At 69.2% G+C, this 26,617-nt stretch carries 20 protein-coding genes and 2 pseudogenes; 10 read left to right on the forward strand and 12 right to left on the reverse strand.

Annotation, left to right across the window (positions count from 1 at the left end; translation table 11 throughout):
* Positions 1-4 precede the first annotated feature (4 nt).
* From SNR22_RS06335 to SNR22_RS06370, 8 genes are read right to left on the reverse strand one after another with little or no spacing between them, the layout of a single operon-like run.
* Positions 5-1,627, reverse strand: a complete 1,623-nt coding sequence (locus SNR22_RS06335; RefSeq protein WP_320065512.1) for a thiamine pyrophosphate-binding protein — start codon at positions 1,625-1,627, stop codon at positions 5-7.
* Positions 1,624-2,385 (reverse strand): enoyl-CoA hydratase/isomerase family protein, encoded by a 762-nt coding sequence (locus tag SNR22_RS06340; protein WP_320065513.1) that lies wholly within the window; start codon positions 2,383-2,385, stop codon positions 1,624-1,626. Before SNR22_RS06340 ends, SNR22_RS06335 begins: the two co-directional genes overlap by 4 nt.
* A complete protein-coding gene (gene purB / locus SNR22_RS06345) occupies positions 2,382-3,740 on the reverse strand; it encodes an adenylosuccinate lyase (RefSeq protein WP_320065514.1) in 1,359 nt (452 codons plus the stop codon). Before purB ends, SNR22_RS06340 begins: the two co-directional genes overlap by 4 nt.
* A complete protein-coding gene (locus SNR22_RS06350; RefSeq protein ID WP_320065515.1) occupies positions 3,740-5,305 on the reverse strand; it encodes a class I adenylate-forming enzyme family protein in 1,566 nt (521 codons plus the stop codon). Before SNR22_RS06350 ends, purB begins: the two co-directional genes overlap by 1 nt.
* A 3-nt stretch (positions 5,306-5,308) precedes the next feature.
* On the reverse strand, positions 5,309-7,318 hold the full coding sequence (locus SNR22_RS06355; protein WP_320065516.1) for a hydantoinase/oxoprolinase family protein: 2,010 nt from the start codon (positions 7,316-7,318) through the stop codon (positions 5,309-5,311).
* A gap of 30 nt (positions 7,319-7,348) precedes the next feature.
* Positions 7,349-8,179 (reverse strand): ABC transporter permease, encoded by an 831-nt coding sequence (locus SNR22_RS06360; protein WP_320065517.1) that lies wholly within the window; start codon positions 8,177-8,179, stop codon positions 7,349-7,351.
* Entirely contained in the window at positions 8,176-9,060 is an 885-nt protein-coding gene (locus tag SNR22_RS06365; protein ID WP_320065518.1) for an ABC transporter ATP-binding protein, read from the reverse strand. The genes SNR22_RS06360 and SNR22_RS06365 overlap by 4 nt, the downstream gene beginning before the upstream one ends.
* Entirely contained in the window at positions 9,057-10,019 is a 963-nt protein-coding gene (locus SNR22_RS06370; RefSeq protein WP_320065519.1) for an ABC transporter substrate-binding protein, read from the reverse strand. The genes SNR22_RS06365 and SNR22_RS06370 overlap by 4 nt, the downstream gene beginning before the upstream one ends.
* A gap of 142 nt (positions 10,020-10,161) precedes the next feature.
* Here SNR22_RS06370 and SNR22_RS29350 point away from each other — a divergent pair.
* Both SNR22_RS29350 and SNR22_RS06375 read left to right on the forward strand, forming a co-directional pair.
* Positions 10,162-10,398, forward strand: a pseudogene (locus tag SNR22_RS29350) (hypothetical protein); the annotation flags it as partial.
* Entirely contained in the window at positions 10,293-10,889 is a 597-nt protein-coding gene (locus SNR22_RS06375; protein ID WP_413775604.1) for a MaoC/PaaZ C-terminal domain-containing protein, read from the forward strand. The pseudogene SNR22_RS29350 and the gene SNR22_RS06375, both read left to right, overlap by 106 nt.
* Before the next feature lie 488 nt (positions 10,890-11,377).
* Here the strand turns inward: SNR22_RS06375 and SNR22_RS06380 are convergent.
* A pseudogene (locus SNR22_RS06380) lies at positions 11,378-12,140 on the reverse strand (transposase family protein).
* Between the two features lie 617 nt (positions 12,141-12,757).
* On the opposite strand from SNR22_RS06380, the gene SNR22_RS06385 reads away from it, so the two are divergent.
* Complete coding sequence (locus SNR22_RS06385; protein ID WP_320065521.1) at positions 12,758-13,201, forward strand: hypothetical protein; 444 nt, start codon at positions 12,758-12,760, stop codon at positions 13,199-13,201.
* 188 nt (positions 13,202-13,389) lie between these two features.
* Here SNR22_RS06385 and SNR22_RS06390 read toward each other — a convergent pair whose 3' ends face one another.
* Complete coding sequence (locus SNR22_RS06390; protein WP_413775601.1) at positions 13,390-14,475, reverse strand: IS630 family transposase; 1,086 nt, start codon at positions 14,473-14,475, stop codon at positions 13,390-13,392.
* Between the two features lie 908 nt (positions 14,476-15,383).
* On the opposite strand from SNR22_RS06390, the gene SNR22_RS06395 reads away from it, so the two are divergent.
* Entirely contained in the window at positions 15,384-16,559 is a 1,176-nt protein-coding gene (locus SNR22_RS06395; RefSeq protein WP_320065522.1) for an ISAs1 family transposase, read from the forward strand.
* Positions 16,560-16,769: 210 nt separating this feature from the next.
* Here the strand turns inward: SNR22_RS06395 and SNR22_RS06400 are convergent, their stop codons facing one another.
* On the reverse strand, positions 16,770-17,849 hold the full coding sequence (locus SNR22_RS06400) for a cyclase family protein (RefSeq protein WP_320065523.1): 1,080 nt from the start codon (positions 17,847-17,849) through the stop codon (positions 16,770-16,772).
* Positions 17,850-17,854: 5 nt separating this feature from the next.
* Positions 17,855-18,937 (reverse strand): CaiB/BaiF CoA-transferase family protein, encoded by a 1,083-nt coding sequence (locus SNR22_RS06405; RefSeq protein WP_320065524.1) that lies wholly within the window; start codon positions 18,935-18,937, stop codon positions 17,855-17,857.
* 762 nt (positions 18,938-19,699) lie between these two features.
* Here SNR22_RS06405 and SNR22_RS06410 point away from each other — a divergent pair.
* The 6 genes from SNR22_RS06410 to SNR22_RS06435 are packed head-to-tail and all read left to right on the forward strand — an operon-like array spanning position 19,700 to position 26,597.
* Positions 19,700-20,887: a thiolase family protein gene (locus tag SNR22_RS06410; protein WP_320065525.1), complete on the forward strand. Its 1,188-nt coding sequence runs from the start codon at positions 19,700-19,702 to the stop codon at positions 20,885-20,887.
* A complete protein-coding gene (locus tag SNR22_RS06415; protein ID WP_320065526.1) occupies positions 20,884-21,660 on the forward strand; it encodes an SDR family oxidoreductase in 777 nt (258 codons plus the stop codon). The genes SNR22_RS06410 and SNR22_RS06415 overlap by 4 nt, the downstream gene beginning before the upstream one ends.
* Positions 21,657-22,817, forward strand: coding sequence for an acyl-CoA dehydrogenase family protein (locus SNR22_RS06420; protein ID WP_320065527.1), 1,161 nt, complete (start codon positions 21,657-21,659; stop codon positions 22,815-22,817). The genes SNR22_RS06415 and SNR22_RS06420 overlap by 4 nt, the downstream gene beginning before the upstream one ends.
* Complete coding sequence (locus SNR22_RS06425) at positions 22,810-24,864, forward strand: 3-hydroxyacyl-CoA dehydrogenase NAD-binding domain-containing protein (protein WP_320065528.1); 2,055 nt, start codon at positions 22,810-22,812, stop codon at positions 24,862-24,864. Before SNR22_RS06420 ends, SNR22_RS06425 begins: the two co-directional genes overlap by 8 nt.
* Before the next feature lie 30 nt (positions 24,865-24,894).
* Entirely contained in the window at positions 24,895-26,271 is a 1,377-nt protein-coding gene (locus SNR22_RS06430) for an acyclic terpene utilization AtuA family protein (protein WP_320065529.1), read from the forward strand.
* Positions 26,272-26,273: 2 nt separating this feature from the next.
* Positions 26,274-26,597, forward strand: coding sequence for a hypothetical protein (locus SNR22_RS06435; RefSeq protein WP_320065530.1), 324 nt, complete (start codon positions 26,274-26,276; stop codon positions 26,595-26,597).
* The last annotated feature ends 20 nt before the right edge of the window (positions 26,598-26,617 follow it).

Below are 26,617 nucleotides of genomic sequence, written 5' to 3' on the forward strand. Positions count from 1 at the left end.
CGGCTCAGAAGTGTTCCTGTACGGCGCCGGGATGCACCCGTACGTGCAGCAGGGCGGGGCCGGTGACCGGCAGCACCGCGTCGAACGCGGCATCGGCACCGGCCTCGTCCGTCACCGTCCAGGCAGGCACACCCAGTGCCCGTGCCACCGCGGCGAGGTCGCGCTCGGGGAAGCGGGCCAGCGACGGATCCACCCCGCGCGGGCGCAGCTTGCGCACTTCTGCGCCGTACGCCGCGTCGTCCAGGACGATCAGCAGCACCGCGGCACCCGTGCGGGCCAGCGTGTCCAGCTCACCCAACCCGGTGAGCAGGCTTCCGTCGCCCTCGAACGCCACCACCGGACGGTCCGGGCGGCCCACCGCGGCGCCCACCGCGAACGGCAGCCCCACGCCGATGCTTCCGAAGTCCCACGGGGCGATCAGCGCCCGATCCACCGCGGGCGAATCCAGCAGCAGGTTCGGCCAGCCACCGAAGTGCCCCACCCCCACCACAGTGGTACGGCGTCGGGGCAGCCGCCGGGCGCACACCCGCAGGAACGCCCGCGGGTCGATCCGGTCCGCCGCCTCCAGCGGGACAAGCCCGGCGAACGGGTCGGCCGTCGCCACCTCCCGCGCCAGCTCCGCCGAACGCCACTGCGGACGCGAGATCAGCGGCAGAACCGCCGCGACCGCGGCCGCCACCGCACCCGCGTCACCCACCACCTGGGCGTCCACCGGCCAGCGGGCGCCCAGCGCCGCCGCGTCGATGTCGACGCCCACCACCTCGGCCTGGGCGAACAGCCGGCCGTGGTCCGCAGTCCACCGATTCAGCCCGGCGCCGAACGCCAGCACCAGGTCCGCCTCGCCCAGCACCCGCCGGGTCAGCGGCCGGGCCAACCCACCCGCAACCCCCAGGCAATACGGGTGGCCCTCGAAGACGCCCGCGCCCATCAGTGTGGTGGCCAGCACCGCCCCGCTGTGATCCGCCAGGTCCCGTACCGCCGCCGCGGCCGCCTCCGCGCCCCGGCCGGCCAGCACCACCGGCCGCTTCGCGTCCCGCAGCCGCTCAGCGAGCATCGCCACGTCGTCCGGATGCGGGACCGGCGGCCCCGGCGGGCGCGGCGCGGCCACCGTGGCGGGCGCCAGCACCCCGTCCGTGACGTCCTCGTCCTGCAGGTCCATCGGAACGTTCAGCACCACCGGCCCACCGGCCGAGCGGGCCAGCCGGAACGCCGCCGCGACGTCACGGGCCGCGCCCGCCGCGCCCTCCACCGGCACCATGCGGCCCGCCGTCGCCAGGGCGAACGGCTGCTGCGGGAAGTTCTGTACGTGCCCCGGGTCCCCGGACGGGGTGTCGCCCGCGACCAGCACCAGCGGGGTACCCGCCTGGCGGGCGATCGTCAGCGCCGCGCCCGCCACGGCCAGCCCCGGCCCCTGGGTCACCGTGGCCACCGCGCACCGGCCGGTCACGCGGGCGTACCCGTCGGCCATCATCACGGCGGCGTTCTCGTTGCGGGCCGCGACGAACCGCACGCCGTGCCGGCCCACCAGGTCGCTGACGAGGAACATGTTGGCGTCGCCGAGCAGGCCGAACACCGTGTCGACGCCGTGCTTGACCAGCGCGTCCGCCAGCAACTGGTACACCTTCACCGGTGCCCGCCCTTCGGATAGGCGCCCGCCGGCCGCAACGCGACGCTGAGCGCACCCAGGTAGGAGTCGTGGGCGGCGGCCTCGAACCGCGGCCCGGCCAGGCGCGCGGCCCGTTTCGTCATGGACCGGCCCACCGGCGAGACGGCGAGCAGCCGCTCGACCACCGCGTCACACGTCACGCCCAGCTCGTCCGCCGGCACCGCCGCCGTGACCAGGTCGTGGCGCAGCATCTCGGCCTGGCCGATCCGCTCGCCCAGCAGCAGCCAGCGCTTCGCCCGGTCCGCCCCCACCAGGTCGGCCAGGATCGCCATGCCGCTCCACGTCAGCGGGATGCCGAAGGTGACCTCCGGGAACGTGAAGAAGCAGCTGTCCGCTGCCACGCGCAGGTCGGCGGCCAGCCCGAGCACCGCGCCGGAGCCGATCGCCGGGCCGTTGAACGCGGTCACCGTCGTCTGCTCCAACCGGTACCAGCGCTCCACCAGCTCGGCCGTGCGGCGCTGCACGTGCATGGTGGCGGACGCGTCCAGGGTGGCCAGCTCGTCCAGGTCGGTGCCAGCGCAGAACGCCGACCCAGCACCGGTGAGCACCAACACCTCCACCTCGGGGTCGCGGCCCACCTCGTGCAGCACGTCCTCGAACCGGGCCAGCATCGCCAGGTCGAAGCTGTTGCGCCGGTGCGGGCGATTCAGCGTGATCCGGGCCAGCCGGCCCGCCCGCTCAAGCAGCACAGACGACTCGGCGGACCGTTCGGTGATCATGGCGACTCCGAGGTGAGTAGGGCGCGGTCCACCAGGGCGGCGGCGTGACCGACGTACGACAGTGGGTCCAACAGCCCGGCGATTTCCTCGCCGGGCAGGGCGGCGGCGACCTGCGGGTCGGCGCGCAGCACGTCGGCGAACGGGCGGTCCTGCTCCAAGCTGTCGCGCACCACCCGCATCACCAGGTGGTGCGCCTGCTCGCGGCCCAGCGCGCCCGCCAACCGCAGCATCACTGCCTCCGACAGCACCAGTCCGCCGGTGACGTCGAGGTTGGCGCGCATCCGGTCCGGATTGACGCCCAGGTCACGGAAGACCTCGACCAGGCGCTCCAGGGCACCGCCGATGAGGATGAAGCACTCCGGCAGCAGCTTCCACAGCGTCATGCCGACGCCCATGTCCCGGTCGTCCTGCGCGACCATCGTCTGCAGGGCCAGCGGCACCTGCGCGCGCAGCGTGCCGGCCGCCGCGATCACCGCCTCGCAGCGGATCGGGTTGCGCTTGTGCGGCATCGTGCTGCTGCCCACCTGGGTCGCGCGCTGCGGCTCGTACGCCTCGCCGATCTCGGTGCGGCCCAGGAAGTACACCTCGCGGGCCAGCTTCTCGCCGCTGGCCGCCACCAGGCCCAGCACCATCAGGCATTCGGCGAACCGGTCCGAGGTGGCGTGCCACGGGGTGTCCGCCACGGCCAGGCCCAGATCCTCGGCGACGACCCGCTCCAGCGCGAACGCCTGCGGCCCGTACCCGGCCATCGTGCCCGCCGCCCCACCCATGCTCGTCACCAGCAGCCGGCCGCGCAGGTCCTGGAGTCGGTCGCGGTGGCGCTGCAGCTCGCTCTGCCACACCGCGCAGCGCAGCCCGAACGTCGTCGGCAGCGCTTGCTGGCCGTGCGTGCGCGCCGCCATCGGGGTGCTGCGGTGCCGCAGCGCCAGCCGGCGCAGCAGCCGTACCAGCTCGTCGAGCTGGCGCCCGACGATGTCCAGGCCGGCGCGGGCACGCAGCACGAACCCGGTGTCCATCACGTCCTGGGTGGTGGCGCCCAGGTGCACGTAGCGCCCCGCGTCGCCTGGGCAGGCTGCGGTCAGGGCGCGCACCAGCGGCACCAGCGGGTGCACGGTGTCCTCGGCGTCGGCGGCCAGCGTCGCGGTGTCCAGCTTCTCCAGCCGGGCCGCCGCGGTGATCGCCTCAGCGGCCGAGTGCGGGATGATCCCGAGCGACGCCTGCCCGCGGGCCAGCGCGGCCTCCACGTCCAGCCAGGACTGCATTAGCTGCCGGTCGTTGAACACCCCGCGCATCTCGGCATTGCCGAAGAAGCTGGTGACGGTCAGCGAATCGAGGAAACAGGACCCCAGATGCATCAGTTCTCCCCCTCGAACAGCGCCAGCGCGGCGCGCCGGTCGACCTTGCCGGACGGCAGCACGGGCAGCCCGGGGACCGCGCGCACCCGCGTGGGCAGCTTGTGTCGGGCCAGCCGCCCGGTGACGGCGGCGACGACCACATCGGTGTCGAGCCGGGCACCGGGCGCGGCGATCAGCAGCGCGCCGACCTCCTCACCCCAGCGCGCCGACGGCACGCCGAGCACGCACGCCTGGCCGACGGCGGGGTCGTCGAGCAACGCGGCCTCCACCTCGGCCGGGCTGATGTTCTCGCCGCCGCGGATGATGAGCTCCTTGACCCGGCCGGTGAGCGTGAACACCCGCTCGGCGGTCAGCGCGCCGAGGTCGCCGGTGCGCAGCCAGCCGTTGACGGTCAGGGCGCCCGCGGTGGCGGCGGGGTCGTCGACGTAGCCGGACATGACCGACTCGCCGCGCACCTGCAACTCTCCCGCCTCGCCCAGCGGCACGGCGTGCTGGGTGCCGGGCTGCACCACGGCCGCGTCGAGGCCAGGCACGATCCGGCCGACGGTCAGCCCGGCCGGGGCGCAGCTGCCGTCGCCCGGGTCGACGCTGATCGTGGGCCCTGCCTCGGTCTGGCCGTAGACGACGGCCACCCGGTCCAGGCCCAGCACGCGCACGGTGCGCTCGCGCAGCGCGGGCGGGCACGGCGCGCCGCCGAGGAAGCCGACCCGCAGCGACGACAGGTCCCACCGGCCCGGCTCGCTCTCGACCCGGTCGGCGAGCATCGTGGCCATCGTCGGGACTGCCTGCAACACGGTGCAGCGGTACCGCTCGACCATGTCCAGCACGGTCTCGGAGCGGAACCGACACGTCGACACCCAGAGCGCCCCGGTGACCAGCGAGAGCACGGCGCCGCTGCTCAGCCCGGCGGCGTGCGCCAGCGGCAGCGGCGAGGCAAGGGTGTCGGTGGGGCGCAGCTTGGCCGCCAGGGCCGTCCACTGCGCGTTGCGCACCAGGTGCCGGGCACTCAGCGCCACCATCTTGGCCGGGCCGGTGGAGCCGGAGGTGAACTGGATGTTCAGCGTGGCGTCGGCGTGACCGCCCGGTGCCGGCGTCCCGTCGGCCCAGCCGGGCAGCGCCGCCAGCGCCGTCCGGCCGCCGTCGTCGTCGAGCGTGTGGATGCCGTCCGGCATGTACGGCAACCCGGCCAGCGCGGCGGCCGCCTCAGCGGGCGCGTTCCGGTGGCGGATCCGACCGGCCACGAACAGCCGCCGGGGCCGGGCCCGGGCCACCGCCTCGGCCAGTTCCGCCCCGGTGAGGGCCGGGTGCAGCGTCACCAGGGCAGCGCCGCGCCAGGCCGCCGCCGCGAGTAGCGTCAGCCAGGCGAGGCTGTTCTCCGACCACACCGCGATCCGGTCACCGCGGCCGATGCCCTGGGCGGCCAGCACGGCGGCGCCCCGGCCCGCCAGTTCGGCGAACTCGGCGTGCGTGACCGGGCGGTCCAGCTCCGCGAAGGCGTACAGCGGCCGGTCCGGATACCGGGCCGCGCCGTCGAGCAGGACGGCATCGAGAGCGAGTGGCGACACGGGTCAGTTCCGGGTGAGCAGCAGGTTGCCGCGCTCGTCGGCAGCGCCGCGCCAGCCGGCTCCGACGACGGTGGTGCTGCCGTTCTCCCGCACCACGGCCGGGCCGGTCACCGTGACGCCGGGCGCCAGTTCGGCTCGCCGCCACACCGCGGCGTCCACCCAGCCGTCCGGCCCGTACAGCCGGGTTTGGCCCAGCCGGGCCTCGCCACCGGCCGGCGCGGCGAAGCGCACCTCGGGGCTGGGCCCGAACGCGGTCAGCCGGCAGTTGACGATCTCCGCCGGGGGGCCGGTCCGCACGTGGGCGTACCGCTCGGCGTAGGCGTTGTGGAACGCCGCGACCAGGTCCTCGGCCCGGGCGGGCAGGTCGTCCACTGCGACGGCCAGGTCGTGGCTCTGCCCACGGAAGCGCATGCCCACCGTCAGCGTGAACGAGACCTGGTCGGCCTCGACGCCGTCCTCCGCCTTGAGCTGCGCCCGGGCGGCGTCCTGCAGCTCCGCGACGACCTCGCGCGCCGCGGCCAGCCCTGACTCGTCGGCGGCCACCAGGACGGTACGCATGTAGTCGTGCCGGGCGCGGGCCGTGACGAACCCCAGCGCGGAGAAGGTGCCCGGCACCGGCGGCACCAGCACCCGGCGGATGCCCAGCTCGTCGGCGAGCGCCGTGGCGTGCATCGGCCCGGCCCCGCCGAACGGCATCAGCACGAAGTCGCGCGGATCGTGCCCGCGGGCGACGGAGATCTCCTTGATCGCGCTGGTCATCTTGATGGTGGCCAGCCGCAGGATGCCGTGTGCCAGCTCCATATCGTCCAGCCCGAGCTGCCCGGCGAGCACCGCCGCGGCCGCCGCCGCTGGCGCCGGGTCCAGCTGTACCTCGCCGCCCAGGCTCTCCTGAGGGTCGAGGTGCCCGACCAGCAGGTGTGCGTCGGTGGTGGTCGGCTCGGTGCCGCCGCGGCCATAGCAGGCCGGGCCGGGCGTGGAGCCGGCGCTGCGCGGACCGATCCGCAGCTCGCCGCCGAGGTCGCGCCAGGCGATGGAACCACCGCCCGCCCCGATCGTGTTGATCTCCACCTGGAATGTGCGGTTCGGGTACCCGGCGATCGTCCCGTCGCTGGTCATCAGCGGCGCACCGCCCTTGATCAGGCAGACGTCGGTGCTCGTACCGCCGATGTCGCAGGTGATCACGTTCGAGTATCCGGCCAGGCCCGCGACGTGGACGGCGGCCGCGACACCGCCCGCGGGGCCGGAGAGCGCCAGGTTGATCGGCAGGCGGCTGGCCTCGTCGGTGGAGACGACGCCGCCGCTGCTGGTCATGATGGACAGCGGGTGCACGTACCCGACGCCGGCCAGGGCGGTGCCGAGCCCGCGCAGGTAGTCGGAGACGGCGCTGCGGACGCTGGCATTGAGCACCGTGGTGGCGAACCGCTCATACTCGCCCTGCTCCGGTACGACCTCGGAGGAGACCGTGCAGACCAGGTTCGGGTGGCGCTCGGCGAGCCGCTGCGCCGCGGCCCGCTCGTGGGCGGGGTTGCGGTACGAGTGCAGCAGGCAGACCGCGACGGCTCCCGGCCCGGCGGCTGCCACCCGGTCCAGCACCTCGTCCAGGTGGCCGGTGTCGAGCGGTTCGGTGACCGAGCCGTCGGCGGCGATCCGCTCGCGCAGCACGTGCCGCAGCGAGCGGGGCGCCAGCGACGGGCGCGCCGCCTCCTTGACGCTGTAGAGCCGCGGTCGGTGCCCGAGGCCCATCTCCAGCACGTCGCGGAAGCCCGCGGTGGTGACCACGCTGACCGGGTCGCCGGAGCCCTCCAACAACGTGTTCGTCACCCGAGTGGTGCCGTGTACGAAGCGGTCCACCGTGTCCAGCGAGACGCCGAGCTTGGCCAGCCCTTCGAAGATCGCGACCGCGGGGTCGTGCGGCGTCGACAGGGTCTTCGCCTCGGCGAGCCGTGCGGTGGCCGGCTCGTAGACGATCACGTCGGTGAACGTGCCGCCGATGTCGACGCCGATGCAGAGCATGCGGGTGCGCCTTTCGTGGGAGGGGGACCGTCAGAAGGTGACGCCGTAGCGGCGCAGAGAGGTCCGCGCGACGGTCCGCAAGATCCAGTCAAAGAGGTAGCCGAGCAGGCCGAGGGCGAGGATGCCGACGAAGACCCACTCGGTCTTGGCGTAGTTGCGGGCGGTCCAGATCAGCGAGCCCAGCCCGCTCTGTGCGGCGACGATCTCCGCCGAGACGATCGTCAGGAACGAGTTGCCCATGGCGAGCCGGGCGCCGGTGACGACGTGCGGCACCGTGGACGGCAGCACCACCGACACGAGGCTGCGCAGCGGCGAGGCCCCCAGGGCGCGGGCCGCCCGCAGTCGCAGCTCGTCGACGGACAGCACCCCGGCGAGGGTGTTGAGCGCGACGATGAAGACGGTGGTGTAGAAGATCAGCGCGATCTTGGACGCCTCGCCCGGGCCGAGCCAGATGATCGCCAGCGTGACGAAGGCGATCGGCGGCACGAACCGGAAGAACTGGATGTACGGATCGAGCATCAGCCGCAGCCAGGGGATGCACCCCATGAGCAGCCCCACCGGCACGCCGATCACGACGCCGAGCGCCCAGCCGGTCAGGATGCGGGTTGACGAGGCGCTGATCGAGGCCCACAGGGTGCCGTCGCGGATCAGGTCGACCGCGCCGTGCCAGGTCAGCATCGGTGACGGCAGGAAGAACGCCGTGTAGTTGCGGCTCACCAGGTCCCACACGGCGATGCCGAGGGCCACGGAGAGCACCGACAGCCCGATCCGGGTCAGCTGGGGCCGGGCGGTCCGCCGGCGCGTCGGGCGGCGCGGCCCGACGGGGGTGGGCGTCGGGTCCGTGCGCACGTCGACGGTCATCGTCCCGCCCTTTCCTGGTCGCCGGCCGGTCGGCCGTCGTGCCCGTCGTCGAGCCCCTGGGCCCGCAGGGTCCGGGCCACCTCCTCGCCGATGTCCTCGCGCAGCTGCCGGAACAGGGCGGCGCTGGCCGGGTCGGTGAGGTCGCGCGGCCGGGGCAGGTCGCACGGGTACACGTTCTTGATGGCGGCGGCCGGGCCGGCCGTCATGGTGACGATGCGGTCGCTGAGCAGGATCGCCTCGCCGATGTCGTGGGTGACGAACAGGATGGTGGCGCCGGTGTCGCGCCAGATCCGGTCCAGCTCGATCTGCATGACCAGTCGGGTCTGGGCGTCCAGGGCCCCGAACGGCTCGTCCATGAGGACGACGGAGGGCTCGTTGGCGAGCACCCGGGCGAGTTGCGCCCGCTGCCGCATGCCGCCGGAGAGCTGGCTGGGGAACCGGTCGGCGCTGTGGCTGAGCCCGACCATCGCCAGGTAGCGGTCCTCCACGGCGGTGCGCTGCGCCTTCGGCATGCGCCGCATCCGGGGGCCGAACGCGACGTTCTGCCGGACGGTCAGCCAGGGGAACAGCGCCTCCGCGCTCTGGAATACCACGCCGCGTGCCACGTCCGGGCCGGTGACCGGGGTGCCGCCGCAGGTGACCTCGCCGCCGGCCGGGGTGACGAACCCGGCGACCGCGTTGAGCAGGGTTGACTTGCCGCAGCCGCTGGGCCCGAGCAGGCAGACGAACTCGCCCGCCGCGATGTCGAGTGTCGCGCCGCGTACCGCATCGAAGTCACCGAAGCGGATGTCGACGTCGCGAAGGGAGACGGGGTCCCCGCCGCGGCCGGTCGAGGACGACCGGCCGGTCGGGGATGCCGTACGGGTGTCGGGGGACGTCACACCACGCCCCTGACCATCACCGTCGCAGGGTCGGCAGCCTTCTGCACGATCTTGCTGTCCTGCTGGAACTTGGCGATTTCGGCGTAGCGCCTCAGGTCATCGTCGGTGAAGTCGCGGACCTTGCACTCCACGCCCTGCAGGAGGGTCTGCGCCTCGGCCGCCGGGACCTTGATCGCCTTCTCGGTGACCGCGCCGGCCTTTGCGGAGTCGGCGGAGAGCTGCTCGCACGCCTTGCCGACGGTGTCGACGACCTTCTTGGCGGCGTCCTTGTTCGCCTCGTACCAGGCGCCGTCGACGCCGATCACGAGGTTGTAGACGTAGCCGATGTCGCCGCTGGTGAGCAGCACCTTGCCGCCGTTGGCCACGCCGCGCGACGGCCACGGCTCCCACATGATGTAGCCGTCGACGTCGCCGCGCTGCAGCAGTGCCGGCATCTCGGCCGGGGAGGCCTTGACGAACTCGACGGCGTCACGGCTGATGCCCTTGGCCGCGAGGACCTTGTTGGTGGCGTACTCGTTGACGGTGCCGGGCACGACGCCGTACTTCTTGATGGCGGCGACGTCCGTGATTCCGGAGCGGGCGACGAGCTTGATGAAGTTGGGCGACTGGGAGAAGACCGCCAGGCCCTTGATGTCACCACGGGTGGCCCGGTTGAGCAGGCTGGATTCGGTGCTGGCGGTGAACTGGCCCTGCTTGGCCAGGATCGCGTCGAGACCGCCGGTGCCCTCCTGGAACTGGGTCACCGTAACGTTGACGCCCGCCGCGGCGAACAGCTTGTCCTGGTCGGCCAGGTAGATCGGGGAGTACGCCGGGTCGACGCCCACACCGAACGTGACGTTGGCGGACGGCGCGACGGCGGAGCTACCGGCCTTGTCGCCCGTCTGGTTCTCGGCGCATGCGGCCCCGGAGACCGTTATCAGCAGAGCCGCGGAGGCTACCCGCAACGTTCGCATCTTCATGGCTACCCCAGTCCTCGACGGCTCATATAGTGGTCCGTGTTTCTTAATATGGGACGGTACTGTGCTGTCGAGCGCAGCGTCAAGAGACTGCGGCCCGCTGACCAGCAGTTCGGTAGATCCAGATTCACAATCGAGGTTTCCCATGATCCTCAGCGCGGGCCCCGAAGCGCCCGGAGACCGCCCCTGGCCCGCCTCGCTGCGCCGCTGGCGGCAAACCGCCGACCCGCCCCCGCTCGGCGACCCGGCGGTCGTCCGCCATGCCGAACAGTCCCTGTGGCTGCACCGCGAACTACCCCCCGCCGGCACGGCCCGCACTACCGCCGCCGTCACCGCCGTGTACGACCAGGGCAGCGGTGCCCTGGTCCGCGTCGTCTCCCGGATCCGCGACGCGCGGGGCGGTCCGCTGGCCACCGCCACCGCGGGCTTCTTCGTCATCGGCGCCGGCGGCTTCGGCGGCGACCGGGCATCCGCTCCCGCCCGGCTGGCCCCCGCCGGACCGCCCGACCACGAGATACGCTCCCCGGTGCCAGCCGACCAGGCACTGCTCTACCGGCTCAGTGGCGATCGCACCCGCTACACAGCGACCCGACGGTCGCCGAACGCGCCGGCCTGCCCCGGCCGCTGCTGCACGGGCTCTGCACGTACGGCTACGCAGGGCGCGCCCTGCTGCACACGGTCGCCGGATCGGACCCGGCCCGGCTGCGTGGCATCGACGCGCGCTTCACCGCCCCCGTGTATCCCGGCGATACCCTGACAATCCGCATCTGGCGCCGCCGCTATGGCGCCGCCTTTCAGGCCGTGGACGGCACCGGTCGTGTCGTCCTCAACCGGGGCGCCGCCCGGGTGCTGCCACGGCCGACGGGCGCCTGAGATCGCATCCTTCCCCGCCGGCACAGGCGTCCGGGGGAGTGCCACCACCCCGGGCCGGCCGCCCAACGTCAACGGGCGGGCGTCGCGGATGTGCGTCTGCTCGGTCGGGATCAGCGGGTTGGGCAGGTTGCGCCAGCGTTCGGTCGGTGTCGAGTAGGTGCAGCACGCTGCGGTCGATCGAGGCGAATGGTGACGCGTCGGCCGGCGAGGCGGTAGTCGATGCGTGGTGCGCGCAGTAGGACGTCAAGGAGCGGATGTCGGAGTTGCTGGCCCGCCGGGTGATGGCGGCGCTGCGGGCCAAGGCAGAGAGGACGATGTTCGACCTGGAAAACGGCTTCTTCGTGCACTGACGGATATAGGGCCCTACAGCGAGGCGGTCCGGCTCGGGCCGGCGGCGGGCCTCCTGTGGTCAGCAAGGCGCGCCGTCACGCTGTTCAGGCGGCCATGTCGAAGCGGTCGGTGGCCGCTGCCGCAGAGAGCCATTATCATCATGCGTAGCGGTGGGCCTCGACGTGGTGGAGGACGAGGATCGCCTGCACGATCGCGGTGGCTCGGCGTGGGCAGCAACGCAGCTTGGCCAGGACCTTCCAGGTCTTGAGGGTGGCGATCGCTCGTCCCGCCGCGGGCGCGGATCTTGGCGTGGGCACGGTTGACCGCCTTCTGCCGGCGGGACAGCTTCGGCCGGAAGCGGCGCTGCTTGAACGGCGTCCGCACGCTGCCACGGGCGCCCTGATAACCCTTGTCGGCGAAGGTCATCACGTTCGCGTTGGTCAGCGCATCGATGATGCCGTGAGAGCGGGCGGCGGTCAGGTCGTGCGTCGAGCCCGGCAGGGCTGGTGACGCCCACACGAGCCGGCCAGCAGCGTCGGCGATGACCTCCACGTTCACGCCGTGCCGCTTGTGTTTACCGCAGTAGTACGGCTTCTGGTCGGCGACCCGGTCGATCGGGATCAGCGTGCCGTCCAGGATCGCGTACGCCAAGGCGCGGACGCGCTGCATCGCGGTGTCCAGGTCATCGGCGGACGCGCTGAGCAGGCTGATCGCTTCCTGAACGTAGCGCCAGGCGGTGGCCACGCCGACGGCGAAGCCGGCCGCGAGGCGGGTGTAGGTGTCGCCGTTGCGCAGGTAGGCCAGGGCGAGCAGAGCCTGCTGACCTGGTTCGAGACACCGCCACCGGGATCGGCGCTGCTGGCGGTGGGCGCGAATGCGGTCGGCGAGGTGGTTCAGGGTCCGGCTGGACAACGGGACCATGGCCGGGGAAGGACAGCATGGCGAGGCTCCCGGTCGGGGCTTCGGGTCTTGGTCGACAGCTGTCCTACCTGGAGCCTCGCACCCATCAGCCACCGGGACCCGCCACACCCGCCCGAGCTGCAAGATCAGCTTGGAAAAGGCTCAGAGAATGAAGATGCGCTATCGTGGCTTGCTCGCTCGAAAGAATGATCGGTAACCGCAATCGGGGGTGGTGGATGTTCCTTTCGTCTGATTATCTTGGATAAGGTTGGGTCGACTCATCTCCATATTGGCACTACTCTGATATTCGTCGGCGTGGGCTGAGGGCGTGTCCTGGCGCTTGCGTTGCTGTTATTGTTGCCGCCGATCGCATTCGGATATGCGTCTTAATGGATACGTCGAACCGGGTTGCGCGACGTGGTGGCGATCGTCGAAGCGCTGAGGTCTGGCGGGCGGAGATAGAGCGGTGTCCGTGCGGTCAACGCGATCAGGGCCCAATCGGCAGGTGCTGGCTCCCTGAGGCGGGGACATCACTGGGTCTTTGATGAATGTAGGTTGGTGTGGTTCGATGCAGCAGACTCCCCGGCCCGTCAGCCGCTGACGGACTGGGGCCAGATGAGACGAGTTGAGGACCTGTGATGGCATTGATGGCAACCTGGCAGCGGTGGTGGGGGGTGGCGGCGGTGGTCCTCGCAGTCGCCGGCTGCGGGCGGGTGGATTCGGGGGACCGCCCGGTTACACCCGATAATTCGGCGGAGATCTGTGTGGACGTCAGGGTGATTGACGAGCGGTACGTCTCCGGTGGTACGCCGGAGGGCCGCGCCTACTACGACGCGGTGGAGGCGGCGTACATCGGCGCTCCCGGTGCGGCTGACTTGGCCGAATTGCGTCGCCGCTATTTTGAGGCCTGGTCCGCGCAACTCCGTCCACTGGTCGAGCGGGTGAGCGACGAGCGACTCCGCACCGTTCTGAGCCACTACATCGACCTACTTCGCCAGCGGGCCTTGGGTGGCGCTGATAAGACGGGGAAGGATTTGATCAGTGTGCGAAAGGAACTGAATGAGGTCTGCCCCGCCGGTTAAACAGGCGGTCGCCTGTTTCTCCGACCGCTCCGGGTCCGAAACATTGTGGCGCCGGTGTGGTTGTCAACAGCTCCGTGACGTCTCCCCAAGTCCGCAAGGGCTGGATATTGACGTCGATGAGAGCTTCTCTGTACGTTGAGCGCGCCATGACGTTGGGATGATCACGGGGGCCCTCATGTTCGGTGTGCCTAGTGTCGCGTGTCTGAGTTCTTTTGACGGTTGGCTTTGGTGAGGATCTGGTCGGCGGTCTTGGTCCAGGCGAATGGTTGGCAGCGTTCGTTGTAGGCGTCGATGAAGGTGCGGATGGCGCCGATCAGGTCGGGGACGCTGGTGAAGGTGCTCCGGCGGATGGCTTGGCGGGTGATGATGCCGAAGAAGACCTCGACGAGGTTCATCCAGGATGCGCTGGTCGGGGTGAAGTGCAGGGTGATGCGGGGGTGTCTGGCGAGCCAGGCTTTGGCGTTCGGGTGGTGGTGGGTGGCGTAGTTGTCGCAGACGACGTGGAGTTTGACGCGGGGGTGGGCCTTGGCGACCTGTTTGAGGAAGGCCAGGAACTCGTTGTTGCGGTGTCGGGGGTAGCAGGCGTCGGTGGTGATCCGGCCGGTGGCGACCTCCAGGGCGGCGAACAGAGCAGTGGTGCCGTGGCGTTTGTAGTCGTGGGTGCGTCGTTCGGCCTGGTCGAAGCGTATGGGCAGCAACGGTGCGGTCCGGTCGAGGGCCTGGATCTGGGACTTCTCATCGACGCAGACGACGACGGCTTTGTCCGGGGGGTCGAGGTAGAGACCGACCACGTCGCGGATCTGGGCCTCTAGCTGCGGGTCGGTGGAGAACTTGAACGTCTCGACCCGGTGGGGCTGCAGACCCCAGCCCCGCCAGATCCGGGCGATCTCGGCGAAGCTGACCGGTGTGCCTGCCCTGGCCAGTTGGTCGGCCAGGGTTCGGGCCGACCAGTGCGTGATCCCCAGGTCCGCCGGTGGCGGGTTCAGCGTCACGCTCACCACGACGGCCTCGTCGATGACCGGCGGGCGGCCCGGACGTGGCAGATCCGCCAAGGCACCGAGCCCGCCGGCGGCGTATCGGGCCCTCCAGGCGATGACGGTCTGACGAGTCGTCCCGACCCGTCGCGCGACCTCCGCGTTGGGCAACCCTTCCGCCGCCATCAACACCATCCGCGCCCGCTGCAAATGCCCAGCCGGCGCGGTCGACGAGCGAGTCAACTCACGAAGACGGACACCATCACCCGGACGCAGAACCAACGGCGCAGCTACAGACACGCCTCATCCTCCCCCACCCCAACCGTAAAGCCATTTCAGACACGCGACACTAGTTGGGATCGGCGCGGCTGCCGGGGCCGGCGTGGGAACAGGCATTGGATGTGCAGCCGGAATTTGGGTGTTCGGTGCGGGATGTGTGTTTGGCATGCCGGTCGGTGCAGGGGTCGGAACTATTGTGGGCGCCGAGGTTGGGCTCTACAAGTACTATGAGAGCTATTTCGAGTCTCGGAAGCCGAAGCCGCTATGGGTGACGCCGCAGCGGGTGGAGGTGGCGCGCATCTGACGGTCCGGTTATTCGGAATCGGGAAAGTGGGTAGGGAAATGGCAGAGTACGGTTGGCCGTGCCTGGCGGGCGGTGAAAAGATTGTTTTTACGCAGAGGGCGTACTTCCCTTTTGGGAGGACCGTCCTGTCCGCTTTTGGTGTCCTGCTCATCCTGACTGACTCCCGGCTGCTCTTCGCCCCTCGCCGACTCCTGGGAATGCCTGGTCTTGGGGAATCGGTAGTGCGGGCCAAGGCGGTAAGCCTTCGGGACATCACTGCAGTGGATCCGGTTGCCAAAGGGGCGATTAACATCACCACGAGGTTTGGGGACGAGGTATTCGTTCGGATACTGCCCCCAACGGGGTCCACTTTCGTTTGGTCGCTACGGCGAGCAGAGCCGTATTGGGACGAAGCTGTGAGACGGATCCGAGAGGCCTGCGCGCAGGCCAGAGCCTGACAGCGCCGCAGGCGGAACGACAGGGCGGGACCCCTCGGGGGTCTCGCCAGGGCCCCGGCAAAGTTGTGACGGTGTCTGACTTGTGAGGCTTGGGGTAGAAGCGCCGCTGTTGGTGGCGGCAAGGCGGCGCATGACCGGCTCGGAAGATCATCAAGGTTCCTACGCCATGCTGATCGCCGAAGTGAGTCATGCCCGCACTGCCATCATCGCTGATCTCGTCGGTGTCCTGCGCACCGGCTCTGACCGTTGCCGAAACCGCCGGCGGGCTACTCGAAGCGCTGGCCGGTGTGCCTGATCCACGCGCCCGGCGCGGTGTCCGGCACCGGCTGGCGGTCGTGGTCACCGCAGCGGTGTGTGCCGTGGTCGCTGGCTACCGCTCGTACGCCGCGATCGGCGAGTGGGTCGCCGACGTTCCGGCAACGACGGCTCTCGCCCTGGGCATGACTCCCGAGCGGCGCCCCTCGGAGGCGATGATCCGTCGCCTGTTGCAGGCCATGGACCCGCAGCTACTGACCGGGGCGATCGGCGTCTGGCTTGCCGGCCGGGCCACCGCCACCACCTCGACATCCGGCCGGGTGATCGCCGTCGACGGCAATGCCCTGCACGGCTCCCGCACCACCGACACCGCCGCCCGGCACGTGATGACCGCCTGCGACCATGCCACCGGTGTGGTCCTGGCCAGCATCGACGTCGACGGCAAGACCAACGAGATCACCCGGTTCGCACCGCTGCTCGACCAGATCAGCGACCTGCGCGACACCGTGATCACCCCCGACGCGCTGCACTGCCAGCGTCAGCACGTCACCTACCTCGCGCAACACGGCGCGCACTGGATCCTGACCGTCAAAGGCCACCAGCCCAGCTTGCACAGCCAACTCGCCGGCCTGCCCAGGCAAGCAGTCCCGGACGCGACCCGCAACCGCAACCGCGACCGCGGGCACGGCCGCCGCGAAATCCGCAGCCTGAAAATCCTGACGATCTCCACCGGAATCGACGTCCCCCACGCCGCCCAAGCCATCCAGACCCGCCGCCGCAGACACCGCCTGGAGCAGCCGAAACGCTTCACCACCGAAACCGTTCACACCATCACCGACCTCCGCGTCCACCAGGCGAAACCGGCCCAACTGGCCGACTGGATCCGCGGGCACTGGTCGATCAAGAACAAGGTCCACTGGGGCCGCGATATCACCTACGACGAAGACCGCAGCCAGATCCGCACCGGCACCGGACCCGAGGTCATGGCCGCCCTCCGCAACGCCGCCATCGGCGCCCTACGCCTGACCGGGGTCACCAACATCACCGCCACCAACAGGCATCACGCCCGCGACAGCACCCGCCCACTGGCACTGCCCGGTATCACCTGACGACTTTGCCGGGGCCCTGACTTCGAATACCGCTACCTACCCGAATCTTGTTGAGATCACGTCACTGTAATATCAGCGGACATCAACTTACTTTTGAATGACCCTACAGCTATCCGATCCCTATTGCCGCCCGCGAAGATCTTGGTCGGGATATATGCTCGGCTCGATAAGTCTCTGCGGTCGATACCACGAGAAATATCCCGCTGGCGCCTATCTGATTGCGATAGCATTCGCAGGAGACCCAGCGCCACCTGGAATCCACAGTGGAACGGCCACAAACATGAAGTCCCATCGCCTATCGCGAGCACATTCCTCCGCGAGCGCCTTGAAGTGGAACAATTCGCCAAAGGGTATGCCAAGATTGCGCAACATCCGCACGTGAGCGGTGTCTTGGGGTGCTGGCATCGGCATCGCCTCGATTCCAGGGTTGTCCGCCGTTACCGCTGACCATCGCTGCTCATGGGCGAGCGTGGCGTGGTCACCAGTAATGCCAGGTGACTGAGGGTGGATGCCGCCCGGTCTGACGGACATGCGTTCCACGCGGTAGGAATCGTCGGCGTCGAGAAAGGTTTCCGTCCAGCCGGTGCGAAAACACACAATGTCGCCGGGTTGAATCTCTATCTCCTGCTCACGCAGGCATCTGATGGTATCGTCGACCGAAATCACGTAGTCCAGGGGCAGCGGTTCGGGGCCTCCTCCACTCACGATTCGGGCTATGTCGAGTAGCACGCCGCGGCCGACGATTCCAACCTGCGCAATCTTGTCGATGCCGCCCCGGTGGGCATGGCCAGTAGAACTCACATCGGCCCGGGTAACCCCGTTGTAGAAGACGCCGTCGACTCCCGGTTCGTCGAACCCGGCGTGAACGAACGCGTCCCACTGAGACGATCCTTGTGTGGCCATCACCACATGGTCGTCATTCGTGACGAGACCTTGCGGTATGACCGTGTTCACGCGGTGGGATACACGCTTGAAGCCGGGGGCATCGATCTTGAACACGGGCACTTGTTCCGGCCCGACGCTGGGCATATTGCTCGGGAGATTGAGCGGAAACCGTTCCCCGGTACGGACGGCGCCAGCGGCACGAGCCACGACGTCGGCGGTGAGGTAGTTCAGTGTCCCAATTTCGTCGTCATCGCCAAACGTGCCCCAGTTGGAAAGGGCGGGCGTTCTCTTCTCGCGGCTGCCATCTGTCATGTGTTGTACCGCCTTCCATCCATTGGGCTTATCTCCTGGCGGGCCGACATCGGGTGGCGGCCTTGAGTTCTTCCCGGTGGCTTGATCGATCATGCTGCTTATCGGGACCAGCGTTCCTCGAGCGCCGACGGATCGAGATCGCGGGCGGGCCGTGGGTGGTCCGTTGGCGTTCGGGCGAACCTCGGCGCGGGCGTCGGCTGGTCGACACCGCCGACGTCGACGAAGTTCCCGCGTGCCCGCTGGTGCGGGTGGTGGGGAGCCTCGGCGAAGCTGAGCACCGGCGTCACGCAGGCGTCGGTGTCGGCGAAGACTGTCTCCCAATGTGCGCGTGGGTGGCGCGCGAACTCCTGCGCCAGCCGGGCTCGTACGCGTGGCCAGTTGGCCCGGTCATTCTGCGCGGCTAGGTCGGCGGCGGTTAGCCCCAGCCCATCCAGCAGCGCGGCGTAGAACTGCGGCTCGATGGCTCCCACGGCCACGTACTCGCCGTCGGCACATTCATAGGTGTCGTAGAACGGTGCGCCGGAGTCGAGCAGGTTGGTTCCGCGCTCGTCCGACCAGCGGTTGGTGGCGCGCAGTCCCCAGATGGCGTTGGCGAGCACTCCGACGCCGTCAATCATCGCCGCGTCGATGACTTGGCCCCGACCGCTGCGGTCCCGTTCCCAGAGCGCGGCGAGGATGCCGACCAGCAGAAACATTGATCCGCCACCGAAGTCGCCGACCAGGTTCAGCGGCGGCACTGGCCGTTGGTCGGCGTGGCCGATTGCCCGCAGTACGCCGGTGAGCGCGACGTAGTTGATGTCGTGGCCGGCGCGTGGGGACAGCGGACCGTCCTGGCCCCAGCCCGTGATCCGCGCGTAGATGAGACGGGGGTTGTCGTCCAGGCATTTGTCCGGTCCGAGGCCAAGCCTCTCCATTACGCCAGGCCGGTGTCCCTCGATCAGCACATCGGCACGGGCGGCCAGCCGCGTAGCCAGTTCCCGGCCGGTCGCCGACTTCAGGTCGACTGCGAAGCTGTCCCGGCCACGTAGAAGATGGTTGGTGGCCACGGGTTCTGAGTCCTGGCCCGGTCGGCAGATCCGCACCACGTCGGCGCCCAGGTCGGCCAGCACCATGGCCGCATGCGGTCCGGGCGCCAGGCCGGCGAACTCCAAGATCCGCAGCCCACTCAGTGGTCCCGCCATTGACTCTTCCTCCGTACCGTTGAGCGTCATCCGTGGATTCCGAGGCAACCGTCCACAGTGGCCGAGTCAGCTTTGCTCAGGCCAGGGGTGCCGGGCCAGGCGAGCGTGCCGGGCCAGGCCAGGGGTGCCGAGCCAGGCCTGGCCTGATGGCGAGCCATGGCATCCGCTTCCGCGTCCCGGTGGAAGATACGTTGCGGGGACGACCTCGGCAAGGGCCGGTTTGCATGGCCCTTAATTCAAATATGTAACTGGATACGCGCTCGCCACCGGATTGGTGACGACGGATCCGGGGCGGTCGCTGTATGCGTCCCGGCAGCACCGACCCGATCCGTTGACGGCCGGGCCGCATGTGCAGAGCGTATTTGATTCACACACTTTGCGTGTTATGGGTATTTTAAGGTCTCCCGTCACGTTCAGTGGGAGATCATCGAGCCGATGCTGCCGTTCCCGAAGGGGATGGGCAAACCGGAGGCGCGTCCCCTATGCGGCCACACCCATCCGGCGCGGCTTCGCCGTGCGCCCTCGCCGGGTGGTTCAAGCAAATCCTGGCCTGGCTGACCGCCCGCCGCGGCCTCGCCCGCGAGCTACGAAACCCACCCCTTTCGCATCGGAAGTCATGATCCGCTGGGCAGCCGTCGGCGGCATCCTCCCCTGGGTCGCCCGAGGTTGCTACCCGCCAACAACGCCCCTGAGCTGGGGTTTTCGGACCCTTGCATTTTCCATGGACAGCAATGTAACGTGACCGCAACCCAAGGAGGGGCGATGCGCGAAGCGGTCATTGTTGACGCCGTCAGGACGCCGTTAGGCAAGGGCAAGCCGTCCGGAACGTTGTCGGGGTGGCACCCTGCCGACCTGCTCGCCCATGTCCTAGGGGCGATCGTCGAGCGGACCGGAGTGGACGCACGCACCATTGATGACGTCATCGTGGGCTGCGTGTCGCAGATTGGCGAACAGTCCTTCAACGTGGCCCGCAACGCGGTGTTGGCGGCCGGCTTCCCGGTCACCGTGCCCGCCACGACGGTCGACCGCCAATGTGGATCCTCCCAGCAGGCCGTCCACTTCGCCGCGCAGGGGATCATGGCCGGCGCCTATGACATTGTGATTGCCGCCGGTGTGGAGTCGATGTCCCGCGTGCCCATGTTCTCCTCGGCGGCGGGCAAGGATCCCAGTGGTCCGGGCGTAGCCCGGCGATTTGAGGAAGGGCTCGTTCCCCAGGGCATCTCGGCCGAACTCATAGCCGCACGCTGGGGCTTCGGCCGCGACGACCTCGACGAGTTCGCCGCTCGCTCACACCAGCGGGCGGCCGCCAGCTCCGATCGTGGCGACATTGTCCCCACCCGGATCCATCGGGGAGATGGCTCCACCGGTGACATTGTGGTGACCGACGAGGGCGTGCGGCCGCAGACGACCGCAGCGTCCATCGCCCACCTCGGTCCGGCCTTCCGCACCGACGAATACGCGCGCCGCTTCCCCGAGATCGGTTGGCACATCACCGCCGCCAACTCTTCCCAGATCTCCGACGGAGCAGCCGGCGTGCTCCTGGCGGAGCGCTCCGTCGCTGAACGCCTCGGCCTTCGCGTCCGAGCCGTGGTCCGCGCATTCTCAGTGGTCGGTGACGATCCACTCCTCATGCTGACCGGCGTCATTCCGGCGACCCGGAAGGCGCTCGCATCGGCTGGGCTGACGATCGATGATGTCGATGTATTTGAGGTGAATGAAGCATTCGCCCCGGTGGTCCTGGCGTGGCAGCGCGAGATGAAGGCTGACCCGGAACGCGTCAATGTGGCCGGGGGGGCAATCGCCAACGGCCATCCGCTCGGCGCCTCGGGCGCCAAGCTCCTGGGGAGCCTGGTCAACGAACTTGAACGGCGCGACGGCCGCTGGGGACTGCAGACGATATGCGAGGGCGGCGGCATGGCGAACGCGACCATCATCGAGCGCGTCCGGTGAGCGGCGCACCTCCGTCGTTCGACGTCTCGGGGCGTTCGGTCCTTGTCACGGGCGGCACAAAGGGGATCGGAGCGATGCTGGCGTCTGGCTTCATATCGGCCGGTGCGACGGTATTCATCTCGGCTCGTTCTGCCGAGGACTGCAAGTCAGTCGCCCACGACCTGGGACCCCGCGCGATCCCGCTTCCGGCTGATCTGTCGACCCCGGCCGGCGTCCGGTGCCTCGCCGAAAACCTTGCAGAGCACGTGGACTCGCTCGATGTGTTGATCAACAACGCCGGGACGACATGGGGTGCTGACCTGGAGCAATACCCCGACGACGGCTGGGACAAGGTGCTCACGCTCAACCTCAAGGCTCCGTTCCAGTTGGTGGTGGCCTGCCTTCCCGCGCTGCGCAGCGCGGTCGTGGCGCGGGGCACGGCCCGGGTCATCAACATCGGGTCCGTAGATGGCCTGTTCGTGCCGCGGTGGGAGTCGTATGCGTATTCGGCGTCCAAGGCCGGTCTGCACCACCTGACCCGTCACCTCGCCAAGCGGCTGGCACCCGAGAGAATCACCGTCAACGCGATTGCGCCGGGCATTTTCGAGTCCCGCATGACCAGCCGTGCATTTGTCCCAGGCGAGTTCCAAGAACTCCACGACGGCAACCCGCTTGGGCGCAACGGTCGGGCTGAGGATGTCGCCGGTGCCGCGATCTACCTCGCGTCGCCGGCGACGGACTGGGTCACGGGTGTGGTTCTGCCGATTGACGGAGGATGGGGAACGCTGCGATGAGTGGGAGCATCTACGAGTCCGAACATGAGCAGTACCGCGACGTCGTACGCCGGTTTGTAGCGACTCGGATCGTGCCGAACCGGGAACGGTGGGAGCGGGAGCACCGAGTGGGCCGGGAGTTGTTCGAGGAGGCCGGTCAGATCGGCGTGTTTGGGTTCGATGCGCCGCCCGAGTTCGGTGGCGCCGGTGTGAGCGACTGGCGGTACAACGCGATCCTCATCGAGTGTCTCGCCGAGGCAGACGTCCTGGCGGTCGGGCTCGGCCTGAGCATGCAGGCCGATATCGCCATGCCGTACCTGGTGGGCTCGGCCTCCAGCGAGCAGCAGGCGCGCTGGCTGCCCAACGCGGTCGCCGGCCATGCGATCGTCGCACTCGCCATGACTGAACCCGGGGCCGGCTCCGACGTCGGTTCGATCGCCACCACCGCGGTGCGCGAGGGCGACCACTACGTCGTCAACGGGTCGAAGACGTTCATCACCAACGGCACGAACGCCGACCTCGTCATCACGGCGGTCAGGACCGGACCCGGCAAGAACCTGAGTCTGCTCGTCATTCCCACCACCGCACCCGGATTCGCCAGGGGCGCGCCGTTGCGGAAGGTCGGCCAGCACGCCGCTGCCACGTGCGAGCTGTTCTTCAACGACGTACGGGTTCCCATAGCGGATCGGCTGGGTGCCGAGGGGGACGGCCTCGCCATCATCAAGCGGCACCTGACGCAGGAACGGCTGGCCGTCGCGGCCCATGCCGAGGCGCAGGCCCGGCGGGCCCTCCATCTCGCGATCGAACACGCGCGGAGCCGCGTCGCCTTCGGCGCCCCGATCGGCGCGCTCCAGAGCGTCCGCTTGACAATCGCGGAGATGAAGACGGAAGTCGACATCGCGCGTGTCTACCTCGACCGGCTGATCCTGCGCCACAACGTGAAGAAGCTCGATCATATCGATGCCGCGCAGGCCAAATGGTGGATCACGGAGATGTGCCAGCGGGTTGTTGACCGGGCTGTCCAGATCCATGGCGGATACGGCTACATGCTCGAATATCCGATCGCCAGAGCCTGGGCCGACAGCAGGGTGCAAACCATCTACGCAGGCGCCAACGAGGTACTCAAGGACACCATCGGAAGGTCACTCGGGCTGAAGGGGACACGGGGAGATGGCTGACCGCATCCGCGCGGAAATCCGCGGCGAGGTTCTTGTGCTCTGGCTCGACGCCGCCGACCGAACCGTCAACGTGGTCGACGAGGTGCTGCTCGCCGAGCTTGATGCGCAGCTACGCGGCCTGGCCGACCGTACGGAGCTGTCCGCCGCCGTGCTCGCCTCGGCCAAGCCGGGGTCGTTCGGGACCGGCGCTGACCTCGACTGGCTACCGCAGCTCGCGCGCCGGGAGGACGCGATCGTGGTCCTTGAAGGCATACACAGCACGATGCTGCGGATGACGGCGTCGCCGAAACCCATCGTGGCCGCCGTCGAGGGTCGGGCCTACGGCGGAGCGTTGGAACTGGCCCTGGGGGCGCGCGTCATCGTCTGCTCAGCGAGTGCCACGTTCGGCTTTCCGGAGGTCACGCTAGGCCTCATCCCGGGTGGGGGCGGCACACAGTTGCTGCGCCGCTTCGTGGGGACGGCCAAGGCACTCGACCTGCTCACGACCGGTCGCAGCCTTAGCGCCAGCGACGCCGCAGCCGCCGGGCTCGCCCGGCTGGTCGACGGCGATCCCGTCACTGCTGCCGTGACGATCGCCCATGAACTCGCCCGGCAGTCGCCCGAGAACACGGTGGCCGAGGAGGCCGACCTGACCGTGATCCGTGATCGCGAGTCCAGGGAGGTCGCCCCCACCGAGGCGAAGCGCGCCATTTTCGCCGCCGTCAGCGCAGGGGTGGCCGGCGGGATCGAGGCCGGACTTCGCGTCGAGCGGGAGCGGTTCGTCAAACTGTTGCGAGGGCCCGAGTTCGCGGCGGCCAGGCACCTGAAAGACATCGAATCGCGCATCCGCCGGGCGACCCGAGCATCCTCGCTGCCGCCGTTGTCAACGCTTGGCGTCATAGGCGCCGGCCAGATGGGTTCGGGCATCGCCGCGGTCGCGTCATCCCGCGGAATCGACGTCGTCATACGCGACGTCGACGACGAACGCCTCGCCGCGGCCCGGGAGCGGCGAAACGAGTTCGTCGCGCAAGGCTCGGGCCACGCCGGATCGTGGACGGCCACGACCGGATGGGACCGCCTTGCTGGCGTCGATGCGGTGATCGAGGCAGTCTTCGAGGTCCCGAAGCTCAAGCACGACGTGCTCACGGAAGTGGCTGCGGTAGTGCCATCCGACGCGGTGATCGCGACCAACACGTCGGCCATCAGCGTCGGCTCGCTGGCGCCATCGGTGCCGAACCCGTCGCGGTTCATGGGCATGCACTTCTTCAGCCCCGTCGAGCGGATGAGGCTCATCGAACTCGTGCCGCACGCCGGGACCACGCCGGCGACCGTGGAGGCGTCGGCTCGTCTCGGCGCCGCCATGGGCAAGGTTCCGATCGTTGTCGCGGACAGCCCCGGTTTCTACACCTCGCGGGTGTACGCGCGATGGCTCGTCGAGGGCGTGCGGCTCGTCATCGAGGGCATGGCGGTCGAGGCGGTCGACCACGCGGCGCGGCTCGCCGGGTTCCCGGCCGGCCCGCTCCAGGCTATCGATCAGGCAACGCTCCAGTTGGTGCTACAGGCCAGCATCGGCCACGTCGCCCGGCGGCTGTTCACCGACCGCCTCGACATCGACGCGGTCGAAGCCGTGCTGACCCGGCTGATCGAGCAGGGCGCCGGCGGCCGGGCAGCCTCGCTCGGCTTCTACCGCTACGAGGCCGGCCGCCGAGCGGGCGCGAACCCCGAACTGAGGGCCGGGCGCGGGCCGAGCGAATCGGCCGCCCGCTCGCGCCTGCTGTTGTCTTTCGTGTCCGAGGCGCTGCTGTGCTGGGACGAGGGCATCATCGAGCACCCCGACGACGGCGACATCGCGGCCGTGCTCGGCATCGGCTTCCCGGGCCCCCTGGGCGGGCCCTTTTATTGGGTCGACCAAGTTGGACCGGCGGCGGCGCGCGAGCGGGCGGCGGGGTTCGGGAAAGCATTTCCAATGGGTTCCGCCCTGGACCGGTTGGTCCAGGACAGAGGGTCGTTCGCGAACGAGTCTCGTCGGCCGACAAATTCAGGTTCCACGATGCGGGCCAGTGACTGACAATCACGACCAGGGGAAGGTAGGGAATACATGGACGTTGTGAGACTCGGCGGCGGAAGCGCAATGTGGGGCGACGCATACGAGCCGGCGCTTGACCTCGCGAAAAGCGGCGAGGTCGACTACATCGGGTTCGACATGCTCGGAGAGCTGGGCATGTCGATTATGCACAAGTTGCGGCTGCGTAATCCGCAGGCCGGCTATTCCACGGACATCATGCCTCGGTTCGAGTCGCTGATCCCGATCGCCCGCGAGAAGTCGATCAAGCTCGTCACCAACGGTGGCGGCGCGAACGCCGAAGGCGCGGGCCGTGCCGTCGTCGACCTGGCCCGACGCAACGGGTGGAACGGACTGAAGGTGGGCACGGTCGTGCAGCCCCACCTCATCGACGACCTCGACAAGATCACCGCAAGCGGGTGGGTGTTCGAGAATCTCGACACCGGGGAGCAGGGACTGGACCGTATCCGCGACCGGATTGTCGCCGCGGACCCTTACACCGGCTCCGAGGGCATCGTCGAGGCCCTCGGCCAGGGCGCCGACGTGGTGATCAGCGGGCGGACCTCCGACAACGCGCTCTGGCTGGGTCCACTCATGCACGAATTCGGATGGACATTCGACGACGGGCACCGCGACGACATCGCCGTCGGCATCATGACCGGGCACCTGATCGAGTGCGGCCCGCTTGTCACCGGCGGGCTGTCGACCCAGTGGCGCCTTGTGAAGGGCGACAAGTCCAACCTGGGCTACCCGATCGCCGACGTGACGCGCGACGGCAAGATCCGGATACGCAAGCTGCCGGGCACCGGCGGTGTCATCAACGAGTTCACGGTCAAAGAGCAGCTGCTCTACGAGGTCCACGACCCGGCGCGATACCTGATGCCCGATGGCGTTGCTGACCTGACCAACATCCGAGTACGAGAAGTGGCCGAGGACGAGGTCGAGGTGACCGGAGTTCACGGGCAGGCCCCGACCGACACGCTCAAGCTGATGATCGGATATCAGGACGGCTGGATCGGGGAGGGCATGATCCTCTGTCCGTGGCCGGATGCGCTGGCCCGGGCCGAGCACTGCATGGAGATGATCCGCGGCCGTGTCGCGCGTCTTGGTATCGAGCTCGACGAGCTGCGGTTCAGCTTCGTTGGTATCAACGAGCTCGGCGGTGCCTTGGTGCCGACGCCGACCGAGGAGCCCAGCGAGGTGGCCCTACGCATCGCGGCGCGGGCCCGCACCCGTGAGGCCGCCGATGCCGTCATCCGGGAGGTCACGCACCTGTGGATCATGGGCCCGGCCGGGATGGCCCTGCACACGCCGCCCCCCGCCCCGCGTCCAGTGATTTCGCTGTGGCCCACGCTGGTGCCCCGCGATGTCGTGTATCCCCACATCCGTACGACAGTGGAGGAGGTCCGCTAACCATGACCACGGTACCGCTCGGAGATCTGGCGTTCACGCGCTCTGGTGACAAGGGTGAGCGCAGCAACATCTGTGTCCTCGCGTTCGATGCGGCCGGGTTCGCCCGCATCGACGCTGTCCTCACTCCAAAGCTCGTCCTCGAGTTCTTTGCCGGCCTCGCGGATGGTCCCGTGACGATCTACCGGGTGCCAAACATGAACGCCTTCAACGTGGTCGTCGACGGAACGCTCGGCGGGGGTTCGACCCGCACCCTGTGGTGGGACGTCACTGGCAAGTCCATGGGTAACCACCTTATGCGCCTGCCAATCGAGGCCCCCGGTGACTGACTGGCCGGACGCGCAACGTT

Source organism: Micromonospora sp. RTGN7 (genome assembly GCF_033804645.1).
Lineage (GTDB): Bacteria > Actinomycetota > Actinomycetes > Mycobacteriales > Micromonosporaceae > Micromonospora.